The organism is Nonomuraea sp. NPDC048826, from assembly GCF_043198225.1.
In the GTDB taxonomy this organism is placed as follows: Bacteria; Actinomycetota; Actinomycetes; order Streptosporangiales; family Streptosporangiaceae; genus Nonomuraea.
In genome coordinates this window covers 269,186-280,669 of sequence record NZ_JBICUQ010000008.1, presented here as the reverse complement: position 1 = coordinate 280,669, position 11,484 = coordinate 269,186, and the positions used below count along the sequence as shown (strand labels likewise).

Sequence of the window (11,484 nt, the reverse complement as noted above, 5' to 3'; positions counted from 1 at the left end):
CGGCGGGCTGAGCGGGCCGCAGGCACGCATCACGGCGCCCAGCCCGAGGGGGTTCCCCGAAAAGCCTTTGACCCACCCCGCGCCAGACCCGCACACGTCCGGAAACACCCGCCGGACCGAGACGAACCGCCTACGGCGGGCTGAGCGGGCCGCAGGCACGCATCACGGCGCCCAGCCCGAGGGGGTTCCCCGAAAAGCCTTTGACCCACCCCGCGCCAGACCCGCACATCGCCCGGAACACCCGCCCCAGACCCATCGAGGCTCCCCCGCCTTCGACCTCTCACGCGTCATACGGAAACGCGCGAGCGAACGTCGTCAGCGTTCGTAGCGGAGGCGGACCTCGGAGGCCAGCGTCTCGTCCTGGTGCTCCAGCCCGTACGCCCACACCTGGCCGGCCGCGTCGTCACGGCCGCGCAGCGGGAGCGTGCGCGCCAGCAGCTCGATCGCCAGCGCGCTCACCTGCGCCTCGCCGCCTTCCTCCAGCGCCCCGGCGAACTCCGCGCAGGCCAGCTCCAGGTGCGCGATGCCGAGCTGGACCCGCAGCCGGGCCGCGTCCTCGCCGGAGGCGTGCTCCAGGGCGTCGAGCAGCACGTCCGCCGCCTCCCCCGGCTCCTCGCGTTCGATCAGCAGGTCGGCGAGCTGCTGCGCGGCGTGCACCCGCGCCTCCGCGACGGGCGCGCCCATGTCACCTTCAGGGCCGTCCGGCGGAGGGGCGCCGTCCTCGGCCCGGTAGCCGGTCTCGATGGCGGCGCGCAGCTCGGCCTCGGCCTCGTCGTAGTCGCCCACCTCGCCGGCCAGCCGGGCGAGCGCCAGGTGGGCCAGGGGAACGTATCCGGGAGTGCCGACGCCGAGCACCGCCTGCCAGGCCCCGCGCGCCTGCTCCAGCCGCCCTTCGCGCTCGAACCCCTGGGCCAGATGGCAGGCCGCCTGGGCGGCGAACTCGGGATGACCGGTGGCCAGCGCCGTCCGGGCCGCGGCGCGGGCCCCTTCGACGTCGCCCCGCTGGTCGAGCACCACGGCCAGCCCGACGGCGGCCTGGGCCTGGTCGGGGCTGTCGGGCTGGGCGGCGAGCTCGGCGAGTATGGCGGCCGCGCCGTCGAGGTCACCGCCTTCGGCCAGCCGGCGGGCGGTGTCGAGCGGCGGGGTCTCCAGCTCTGATGACGTCAAGAGAGCTCCTTCGGCGACGATCGCCCCGAGCCTAACGAGTTCTCGCGATCATGTCTGCTCGGTTGCGCCCATCGGTCTACCCACCGCCCGATATATCCCCATTACCCCGTTCCGCACCCTGGCGATACCCGCCCGGAAGCCTCCAGGCGGGACCGCCCGGACGACCACGGCGAAACCGGCGGTCAGTCCTCGTACGCCTCCAGCGGAGGGCAGGAGCACACCAGGTTGCGGTCGCCGTAGGCCTGGTCGATCCGCCGCACCGGCACCCAGTACTTGCCCTCGCGCAGCGACGGCACCGGGTAGCCCGCCTCGCTCCGCGGGTACGGGTGCGTCCAGGCGTCGGCGGTGAGCGCCTCGGCGGTGTGCGGGGCGTTCCGCAGCGGGTTGTCCGTCTTGTCGTAGGCGCCGGAGGCGACCTTGGCGATCTCCCCCCGGATGGCGATCATCGCGTCCACGAACCGGTCGAGCTCGGCCAGGTCCTCGCTCTCGGTCGGCTCGATCATGAGGGTGCCGGCGACCGGGAAGGACATGGTGGGCGCGTGGAAGCCGTAGTCGATGAGCCGCTTGGCCACGTCGTCGACGGTGACGCCGGTCTCCTTGGTGATCTGGCGCAGGTCGATGATGCACTCGTGGGCGACCAGCCCGCCCCGGCCGGTGTAGAGGACGGGGTAGTGCGGGGCGAGCTTGCGGGCCAGGTAGTTGGCCGACAGGATGGCCTGCTCGGTGGCCGCGGTGAGGCCCTCGCTGCCCATCATCCTGACGTACGCCCACGAGATCGGCAGGATCCCGGCCGAGCCGTACGGAGCGGCGGAGACGGGGCCGACGGGCGAGCCGTCGCGCAGCGGGTGGCCCGGCAGGTAGGGGGCGAGGTGGGCGCGGACGGCGACCGGGCCGACGCCGGGCCCGCCGCCGCCGTGCGGGATGCAGAACGTCTTGTGCAGGTTGAGGTGCGAGACGTCGGCGCCGAACTCGCCCGGCTTGGCCAGGCCCACGAGCGCGTTGAGGTTGGCCCCGTCGACGTACACCTGGCCGCCGGCGTCGTGCACCTTGGCGCAGATCTCGGTGATGGCCTCCTCGTAGACGCCGTGCGTCGACGGGTAGGTGACCATGATGGCGGCCAGCCGGTCGCTGTGCTTGGTGATCTTGGCGTCGAGGTCGGCCAGGTCGACGTTGCCGTCGTCGTCGCAGGCCACGACCACGACCCGCATGCCGGCCATGACGGCGCTGGCGGCGTTGGTGCCGTGCGCGGACGACGGGATGAGGCACACGTCGCGCTCGGTGTCGCCGTTGGCGCGGTGGTAGGCGCGGATGGCGAGCAGCCCGGCGAACTCGCCCTGGGAGCCCGCGTTCGGCTGGATGGAGACCCGGTCGTAGCCGGTGACCTCGGCGAGCCAGCCCTCCAGCGTGCGGATCAGCTCGCCGTAGCCGACCGCCTGCGCCTCGGGCGCGTACGGGTGGATGTCGGCGAACTCGGGCCAGGTGATGGGCTCCATCTCGGTGGTCGCGTTCAGCTTCATCGTGCAGGAGCCGAGCGGGATCATCGAACGGTCGAGCGCGATGTCCTTGTCCTGGAGCCTGCGCAGGTAGCGCAGCATCGAGGTCTCGTTGCGGTGGGTGTTGAACACCGGGTGGGTGAGGAAGTCCGACTCGCGCAGCAGCGGGGCGGGCAGCGCGTCGGCCACGTCGTCGAGGGGGGCGGAGGTGCGCTCGACGCCGAAGGCGGCCCACACCTTGACGAGCTCGGCGGCGCCGGTCTTCTCGTCGCAAGCGACGGAGACGTGGTCGGCGTCGGCCTGCCACAGGTTGACGCCGCGCTCGGCCGCGGCGGCCACGACGGCGGCGGCCCGGCCGGGGACCCGGGCCAGCACGGTGTCGAAGAACTCGGCGTGCACCACCTCGACGCCGCCCTGGCGCAGCCCGTCGGCGAGCACGGCGGCGTGCCGGTGGACCCGGCGGGCGATCCGGCGCAGCCCCTCGGGGCCGTGGTAGACGGCGTACATGCCGGCGATGACGGCCAGCAGGACCTGCGCGGTGCAGATGTTGCTGGTGGCCTTCTCGCGGCGGATGTGCTGCTCGCGCGTCTGCAGGGCCAGCCGGTAGGCGGGCGCGCCGTCGGCGTCGACCGACACCCCGACCAGGCGGCCGGGCATCTGGCGCTGCAGGCCCTCGCGTACGGACATGTAGGCGGCGTGCGGCCCGCCGAAGCCGAACGGCACGCCGAACCGCTGGGAGGAGCCGACGGCGATGTCCGCGCCGAGCTCGCCCGGCGCGGCCACGAGCGTGAGCGCCAGCAGGTCGGCGGCGGCCACGACGAGCGCGCCGGCCGCGTGCGCGCGCTCGGCCACCGCGCGGAAGTCGCGCAGCCGCCCCGACGCGCCGGGGTACTGGACGAGCACGCCGAAGCACTCGGGCAGCTCGCCGGTCAGGTCGCTCTCCACGAGCGTGATGCCGAGCGGCTCGGCGCGGGTGGCCAGCACGGCCTTGGTCTGCGGCAGCGCGTCGGCGTCGACGACGAACACCGGGCTCTTGACCTTGCCGGCGCGGCGGGCCAGCGTCATCGCCTCGGCGGCGGCGGTGGCCTCGTCGAGCAGGGACGCGCCCGCGACGGGCAGGGCGGTCAGGTCGGAGACGACGGTCTGGAAGTTCAGCAGCGCCTCCAGCCTGCCCTGGGAGATCTCCGGCTGGTACGGGGTGTAGGCGGTGTACCAGCCCGGGTTCTCCAGCAGGTTGCGGCGGATGACGGCGGGCGTGACCGTGTCGTGGTAGCCCAGGCCGATCATCGAGGTGAGCACCTGGTTGCGCCCGGCGAGGGCGCGCAGTTCGGTGATGGCCTCGGCCTCGCTCGCGGCGGCCGGCAGCTTGAGCCGGTCCTTGGCCCTGATGGCCTCGGGCACGGCCACCCCCACCAGGTCGGCGACCGATTCGAAGCCGACGGCCTCGAGCATGCGCTGCTGCTCGGCCGGTGCGGGCCCGATGTGCCGGCTGGAGAACGGCGGTGCTGACAGGTCGGTCATGGAGATGCCTCCCGAGGCTGTGGAGACCGGCGCTGGGCGCGGGCTTATGCCGGATCTCCCCCTCTGTCATGACGACCTGAGAGCTTCACCCCGTACAGGGCTTGCACCGTCGGTGAGATGCGCCTGGCGGGCGCACCTGCTTTCCAGAGTTGCCTCACCCGAGCGGTACAGGCGCCTGAGAGATTCCGGGGAGGGTTGCTCCTTCGGCGCCCCGGTCGTGCCGGGGTCTCTCCCGCACGGGGTCGTCAGCATGTCCTAGATTACAGCCTCGTCCCGGATCGGGGTGGTTCGGGGCGTCACCCGGTGCGGCGCGCGCGCCGTCGCCGGGCCAGTTCGTCAGCGGGATGGTCGGCCGGGACGTCGTCCGCGACCGCCGCCCGTTCCCCCGGCAGCTCCGCGAGGGATCCTTCTACCTCGCGCCAGACCCGGCCGAGCGCGATGCCGAACACGCCCTGCCCGCCCTGGAGAAGATCGATGACCTCGTCGGCCGAGGTGCACTCGTAGACGCTGACGCCGTCGCTCATCAGCGTGATCTGCGCGAGGTCGGCGACCCCGCGGTCGCGCAGATGCTGGACGGCCGTGCGGATCTGCTGGAGGGAGACTCCCGTGTCGAGGAGCCGCTTGACGACTTTCAGGACCAGGATGTCGCGGAAGCTGTAGAGGCGCTGGGAGCCCGAGCCTTGCGCGGCTCTTATCGTGGGCTCCACCAAGCCGGTGCGCGCCCAGTAGTCCAGCTGCCTGTAGGTGATGCCGGCCGCCGCGCAGGCCGTCGGCCCGCGGTATCCGATGTCGTCCGGCAGCGTGGCAGGCTGTTCGTCGAAGAGCAGTCCTTGCTCTCCGGCACGCTGCCGCGCACTCTCGCGCCGCACCGGATCTTCCTGGCCGGCCGTCTTACCCTCGCCGCTGCTGACCGCCACGCGGACCTCCGGCTTTCTCTCATCCCGTGGTCTCATCTGGGGGTTCGTAAAAGGTCGACCACGGGTTTCACTTGCACCGTAGGACCGTGACCATGCTCAGTCAACGATCCGGCTCGGCGCGTCGTGAAGCGTAAATGCACTGAAATACCTACCCCGCCCGGCCGAAGTCCTCAGGCGAGATCGTGTCAAGGAACTCCCTGAACTTCTCCACCTCGTCCTCCTGGTCGTCGGGAATGATCACTCCGGCCTCCTGGACCACCTCTTCGCTGGCGAAGATGCGGGCGCCGGTGCGCAGCGCCAGCGCGATCGAGTCGGAGGGCCGCGCGCTCACCTCTACGCCGTTGGAGAACACGAGGTCGGCGAAGAAGATTCCGTCACGCAGGGCGACGATGTTGACCGCGCGCAGGCCCACGCCGAGGGCGCTCAGCACGTCCCTGAACAGGTCGTGGGTGAGCGGCCTGGGCGGCGGCTCGTCGGCCTGGGCCAGCGCTATCGCCGTCGCCTCGGTCATGCCGATCCAGATGGGCAGGAACCGGTCCCCGTGTGCCTCCTTGAGCAGAACGATCGGCTGATTGGTGGGCATCTCTACCCGAACGCCCACTACCTCCATCTGCAACACGGGCTGCTCCATATTCGACTGGCCGGTGGCCCGGCTCAGGTCATCGCTGGTCCGCTTCTGCATTTCAACGTAACACCCGCTGGGCCCTGTATGTCCCGCAGGCCGCTCATCGGCCCAGAACCCCACGAACCCCCGTACGCAGCAGCGCCGCGTGCAGATCGAGCAGCAGCGTGGACAGCTCCCTGGCCGCCTCGTCGGCCTCGCCGATCGCGCCGGGTTTGCGGCGTTTGAGGATGGGCGCGACCGTCTGCTCGACCAGGCCCGCCTCCCGCTCCGCCGCCGCCTTGACCGCCCGCAGGTGGCGGGCGTGCAGGCCGAAGCGGGCCAGCCCGCCCACGGCCCTGGCGATCTTCAGCGCCTCCTCGTCGTAGCGCCGCGCGACCGGCGCCAGCAGGCCGTAGTCCTCCAGCTCGGTGAGCGTCTCCTCGTCGAGCGCGGCGGCCTCCAGCAGCTCGGCGCGGGTGAGCCTGACCTCCTGCTTGTCCTGCAGGGCGCGGGGACGGCCGAAGCTCTCGGCCATCTTGTCCTTGATCACGCGCAGCGGGAGGTAATGGTCGCGCTGCTCGGTCAGGATGTAGCGGAGCTGCTCGACGTGCAGGTGGGTGAACTTGCGGAAGCCGGACGGGGTGCGCTCGGGCTCGATCAGCCCCTCACCCTCCAGGAATCGGATCTTGGAGATGGTGACGTCGGGGAACTCGCCCTGCAGGAGGGCGAGCACCTCCCCGATGCTCATGTGCGAGCGTGCCGCCTGTGAGCTCATGCGCCGGCGGGGGTCCGCATCAGGAACAGCAGCCGGAACTTGCCGATCTGCACCTCGTCGCCGGAGTGGAGCGGGACCTCCTCGATGCGCTCGCGGTTGACGTAGGTGCCGTTGAGGCTGCCCACGTCGCGGACCGAGAACTGGCCGCCGCGGTGGCGGTAGAACTCGACGTGGCGGCGCGAGACCGTGATGTCGTCGAGGAAGATGTCGCTCTCCGGGTGGCGCCCGGTGGTGGTGAGCTCCTTGTCGAGCCGGAACCGGCTCCCCTGGTTGGGCCCCCGGGTGACCGTGAGCAGCGCCGCGCCGGGCGGGAGCTGTTCGACCAGCGCCCTCTCGGCCAGCAGCATGTCGCCGGTCTCAGCCTCGTACGCCTCTATTCCCGCGACGGAGATCGTCGATGTGGTGTCCCCGGAGACCTCGGGTCTGGTCAGCTGGGTCCCACAACGGGAACAGAAACGGGCATCCTCGGGGTTGGCATGCCCGCACTGCGTGCAGTAGACGCTCGGCATCGATCGGCTCGGCCTCCTACCGCGAAGTCGCGGCAACGGTGCTCGGGGCGCGCCTCGCTTCGCTCTTCACGTTTTTGCGAATGCCGCAACTTACGCTGATCAGCGGCAAAGGTCAAGGCGGGGCGCTGGACGACAGGTTCGGACGCTGACAAAGTTACAACCGCCCCCACCTGAAGGTCCATGCCGCCGCGCGTTCTAACATTACGATCTTGCGGTCCTTCCCGACAAATCGCGGACAAGACGCGGTGCTGTGTGGATCATGTCGCCTGCTCGACGACCCGGGCCCAGTTTTCGAGCAAGAGCTGGGCGGTGTCGACGTCGGCCGCCTCGGCCCACAGATCGGTCACCGGTTCGGTGGCGGCGGGCAGGATGAGCACCCAGCTGCCGTCGTCGCCGACCACCCGCACCCCGTCGGTGGTGTCGATCCGGTAGCCGTCGGGGTTGGCCTCGGCCGCCTCGATGACCGAGCGCATCACCGCCCCCTTGGCCGCCCACTGCGTCGGGATCGTCCGCTTGAGCAGCCTGGCCTCGGGGATCCTGGCGTCGATCTGGCTGAGCGAGAGCCGGGTGCGGGCGACCAGCCCGAGCAGCCGCATGAAGGCGGCCAGCCCGTCGATCGCGGGGCTGAACTCGGGCACCACGAAGCCGCCCCGCCCGTCACCGGCGAAGATCATGCCCGGGTCGGCGGCGGCGGAGGTGAGCGCGTCGACGGCGGTCGAGGTCCAGCGCACCTGCACGCCGTGGAAGCGGCACACCTGCTCGGCGACCCGGGTGGTGGTGACGGGCAGCGCCACCTGGCCGCCCCGGCGCTCGGCGGCCACCAGGTCCAGGACCACCAGCAGGGCCCGTTCCTCGCTGATGAGCTGGCCCTGCTCGTCGACCAGGGCGATGCGCTCCCCCACCGGGTCGAACCGGACCCCGAAGGCCGCGCGCGAGGAGCTGACGAGCTCCGACAGCCGTTGCAGGTCGCGGCGGCGTTCGGCGATGGTCTCGGTGGGCGACAGGTCGTCCAGCACGGCGTTGACGGTGAGCACCTCGATCCCGGCCCGGCCGAGCAGCCTCGGCAGCACCAGCGAGGAGGTGCCGCCCGCGCAGTCGGCCACCACCTTCATCCCGCGCACGCCGGTCATGTCGACCCGGCGCAGCAGCTCGTGCGCGTAGTCCTCGACCGCCCTGGCCGGGTAGGTGAGCTCGGCGATCTCGCCGGGGAAGGCGCGGCGGAACTCCTGGCGCGAGAACACCCGCTCCAGCTTGCGCTGGGCGCCGGGCGACAGGTCGGCGCCGCGGTCGTCCATGATGACGATGTCGACGCTCTGCGGGTCGCCGGCGGTGGTGCGCAGCGTGATGCCGCCCGCCGCGGTGCCCCTGGAGGTGTGGAAGCGCGCCACCGGCAGCGGCGCGGCCTCCAGGTCGTGCACGTTGATCGCGCTGGCGTTGAGCGCGCCGATCACGGCCCGCTTGAGCGCCCTGGCGGCCAGCGAGGAGTCGCGCGAGATGACGACGTGCTCGCCCTTCTTCAGGGTGGTGGCGTACGCGCTGGCCAGCCGTACGCACAGCTCGGGCGTGATCTCGACGTTGACCAGCCCGCTGACGCCGCGCGGGCCGAACAGGCCGCGCTGCCCGCGCGACTCCCAGATGACGCTGGTGTTGACGACCGCGCCGGCCTCGATGGTCTTGAAGGGGTAGATCTTGACCCCGCTGGAGACGTACGCCTCCGCCTCGATGACGCACTCGTCACCGATGATCGCGTTCTCCTCGATGCGGGCCCCGCTCATCACGTCGGTGGCCTTGCCGATCACGCAGCCGCGCAGGTGGGTGCCGGGGCCGAGGTAGACGTTGTCGTGCACGACCGCGCGGTGCAGGAAGGCGCCCTCGCGCACCACCGCGTTGTTGCCGAGCACGGTGTACTCCCGCAGCTCGGCCCCGGCCTCGACCTTGGCGTACTCGCCGACGAACAGCGGGCCCTTGAGCACCGCGTCCGGCTCGACCGAGGCGGAGCCCGCCACCCAGACGCCGGGCGAGACCTCGAAGCCGCCGATGTCGAGCCTGACCTTGCCGGACAGGGCGTCTGCCTGGGCCTTGAGGTAGCTGTCGTGGGTGCCGACGTCCTCCCAGTAGCCCTCGGCCACGTAGCCGTAGATGGGGGCGCCGCGCTCCAGCAGCCGGGGGAAGACGTCGGCCGACCAGTCGGCGGGCTCACCGGCGGGGACGTCGCCCAGCACCTCGGGCTCCATGACGTAGATGCCGGTGTTGACGGTGTCGGAGAAGACCTGGCCCCAGGTGGGCTTCTCCAGGAAGCGCTGCACCCGGCCGGCCTCGTCGACGATGACGATGCCGAACTCCAGGGGGTTCGGCACCCGTTTGAGCCCGATCGTGACGAGCGCCCCGGTGTCGCGGTGGAAGCGGATCATGTCGGTCAGGTCGATGTCGGTGAGCGCGTCGCCGGAGATCACCAGGAAGCGGTCGTCGTGCAGCCGGGCCGCGGCGTTCTTGACGCTGCCCGCGGTGCCCAGCGGCACGTCCTCGGTCGCGTACTGCAGGCGCATGCCGAGCTCGTCGCCGTCGCCGAAGTAGTTGCGCACCAGCGCGGCCAGGAACTGCACCGTGACCACGGTCTCGGTGATGCCGTGCCGTTTGAGCAGGCGCAGCACGTGTTCCATGATCGGACGGTTGAGCACGGGGAGCAGGGGCTTGGGCTGGTTGGCCGTCATCGGCCGCAACCGGGTGCCTTCGCCGCCCGCCATGACAACCGCCTTCACCCGCTCACTCCTTCGTGGTCGCGGTCACGAGCCGGCGCACCTGTATCACGTACAACACACCGGCCCACCAGTAAAGGCCCGTTCCCCACAGCGCGAAGGCCCATCCTGCGATGCGGGCTATTTCGGCATACCACCCGGTGTGGGAGGCGAGGAAGAGGAGAGGGAAGGCGTACATGAGGTTGAACATGGCGGCCTTGCCCAGGAAATGCACCTGAAGTGCGCGGTAGCCATGCTTGCGGAGGACGGGGAAGGAACAGAGGACGAACAACTCCCTGGCCAGGATCACCGCCACCAGCCACCACGGGATGATCTCCCGCACCAGCAGCGCCACGATGGTCGCGGCCACGTACAGCTTGTCGGCGGCCGGGTCGATCAGCCGCCCGAGCCGGCTGGTCTGGTTGAACGCCCGAGCGATCTTCCCGTCGAGCCAGTCGGTGAACCCGGCCACCGCCAGCACCCCGAGGGCCCACCCGTCCGCCCGCGGTCCCAGAGCCAGCCACAGGAACACGGGCACGCCCAGGAGGCGCAGGAAGCTCAGCAGGTTGGGAACCGTCCAGATCCGGTCCTCGGCGGAAGTTTCACTCACGCCCCAGACCCTACTGCGCGAACTCCCAGCCCAGCGGGGCCGCATCCGGCCAACCGCGCCTCCTCAGGCGCGGAGGAAGGAGTGGGTACGGCCGATCTCCTCGAAACCGAGCCGGGTGTAGAACTCCTTGGGCCAGTCGGCCGCGTCGGCCACGAGGAACACCAGCCCGGCCGCCGCGGTGGCCTCCGCCAGCAGCGAGAGCATCAGCGCGCGGGCGTGCCCCCTGCCCCGGTGGCGCATCCCGGTGACCAGGTCCTCGATCTGCGCCACGCCGTCGTGCACGTACAGGTCGGCGCGGGCGGCCGGCTCACCGTCCGCGCCTCGTACGCCTCGGAACACGACCTTGTCGGCGCCCCGCAGCCGGGTCTCCGACCGGCGGCTGAGCTGCTCGATCGCCTCGTCGCCGACCTCGGGAAGCGTCTCACGCCAGGTCTCCCTGAGCACCGGCAGCAGCGTCTCCAGCGAGAGCTCCTCGGCGTACGGGACCTCAGGCGGGCCGCCCCGGTGGACCATGAGCACGTTCTCCTCGTGCTCGTAACCCGCCGCCGCGAACGCGGGCGCGAACGCCCGGCCCAGCCGGTCGTCGTCCACGCACACCAGCCGGTGCCCCCGGTCCGCCAGCACCTCATCCGCCGCGGCCAGCACCGGCGCGGGGTCCTCGCCGTGCCACACCAGCAGCTTGTTGTCGTCGTACGAGGCCGCGTACCGCGCGTCGAGCACCGCGAACCCCCCGGGCACCGGCACCACCCGCGGCGCCCGCCTCCGCGCGAACCCCCGCAGAAACTCCACCACCACAACCAGCTCCCCACCCCCGCCCGAGCCCCGTCCCTGCTCCACCCCCGCCCCCTGCTCTGAGGCCGGCCCCCGACCGGAGTCGTGGGCCCGAGCGGTGTCCGGCGCGAAAGCAGAGGCAGCAGGCGCGGCCGGGGAGGATCCCACCTCCGGCGCCAGACCCGCGTCCGGCGGGAGAGCAGAGGGCGCGGCCGGGATGTGGGCGGCACCTGAGGTGGGGGCGGCGCCCACGGAGGAGGCCGCCTCCGGCGCGCGACCCGCCTCCGGAGCGGGCGCGGAGGCCGCCTCCGGAGCGGGAGCCGCGTCCGGACCCGAGCCAAGCTCGGGGGCGGAGGTCGCGTCCGAGCCAAGCTCGGGGGCA

The 11,484-nt window shown here is 71.6% G+C and carries 9 protein-coding genes and 1 riboswitch; all 9 genes read right to left on the bottom strand.

Translation table 11 applies throughout. The features are described from left to right. Nucleotides 1-315 precede the first annotated feature (315 nt). A complete protein-coding gene (locus ACGFI7_RS28945; protein WP_393409939.1) occupies nucleotides 316-1,167 on the bottom strand; it encodes a tetratricopeptide repeat protein in 852 nt (283 codons plus the stop codon). A 182-nt stretch (nucleotides 1,168-1,349) separates the two neighbouring features. Further along, nucleotides 1,350-4,181: an aminomethyl-transferring glycine dehydrogenase gene (gene gcvP, locus ACGFI7_RS28940; protein ID WP_393409937.1), complete on the bottom strand. Its 2,832-nt coding sequence runs from the start codon at nucleotides 4,179-4,181 to the stop codon at nucleotides 1,350-1,352. 153 nt (nucleotides 4,182-4,334) lie between these two features. Next, nucleotides 4,335-4,426, bottom strand: a riboswitch (glycine riboswitch). Nucleotides 4,427-4,477: 51 nt separating this feature from the next. Further along, nucleotides 4,478-5,098, bottom strand: a complete 621-nt coding sequence (locus ACGFI7_RS28935) for a MerR family transcriptional regulator (protein ID WP_393410529.1) — start codon at nucleotides 5,096-5,098, stop codon at nucleotides 4,478-4,480. 148 nt (nucleotides 5,099-5,246) lie between these two features. Then, nucleotides 5,247-5,717 carry a bifunctional nuclease family protein gene (locus ACGFI7_RS28930; protein WP_270156498.1) on the bottom strand — a complete coding sequence of 157 codons (471 nt, stop codon included), beginning with the start codon at nucleotides 5,715-5,717 and terminating at the stop codon, nucleotides 5,247-5,249. Between the two features lie 106 nt (nucleotides 5,718-5,823). Beyond that, on the bottom strand, nucleotides 5,824-6,450 hold the full coding sequence (locus tag ACGFI7_RS28925) for a MerR family transcriptional regulator (RefSeq protein WP_393409936.1): 627 nt from the start codon (nucleotides 6,448-6,450) through the stop codon (nucleotides 5,824-5,826). 23 nt (nucleotides 6,451-6,473) lie between these two features. Next, nucleotides 6,474-6,986 carry an FHA domain-containing protein gene (locus ACGFI7_RS28920; protein WP_148031965.1) on the bottom strand — a complete coding sequence of 171 codons (513 nt, stop codon included), beginning with the start codon at nucleotides 6,984-6,986 and terminating at the stop codon, nucleotides 6,474-6,476. Between the two features lie 257 nt (nucleotides 6,987-7,243). Beyond that, nucleotides 7,244-9,745 carry a sugar phosphate nucleotidyltransferase gene (locus ACGFI7_RS28915; RefSeq protein WP_393409934.1) on the bottom strand — a complete coding sequence of 834 codons (2,502 nt, stop codon included), beginning with the start codon at nucleotides 9,743-9,745 and terminating at the stop codon, nucleotides 7,244-7,246. 4 nt (nucleotides 9,746-9,749) lie between these two features. Further along, nucleotides 9,750-10,331, bottom strand: a complete 582-nt coding sequence (locus ACGFI7_RS28910; RefSeq protein ID WP_393409933.1) for a CDP-alcohol phosphatidyltransferase family protein — start codon at nucleotides 10,329-10,331, stop codon at nucleotides 9,750-9,752. Nucleotides 10,332-10,394: 63 nt separating this feature from the next. Next, entirely contained in the window at nucleotides 10,395-11,126 is a 732-nt protein-coding gene (locus tag ACGFI7_RS28905; RefSeq protein WP_393409932.1) for a GNAT family N-acetyltransferase, read from the bottom strand. Nucleotides 11,127-11,484: the final 358 nt, after the last annotated feature.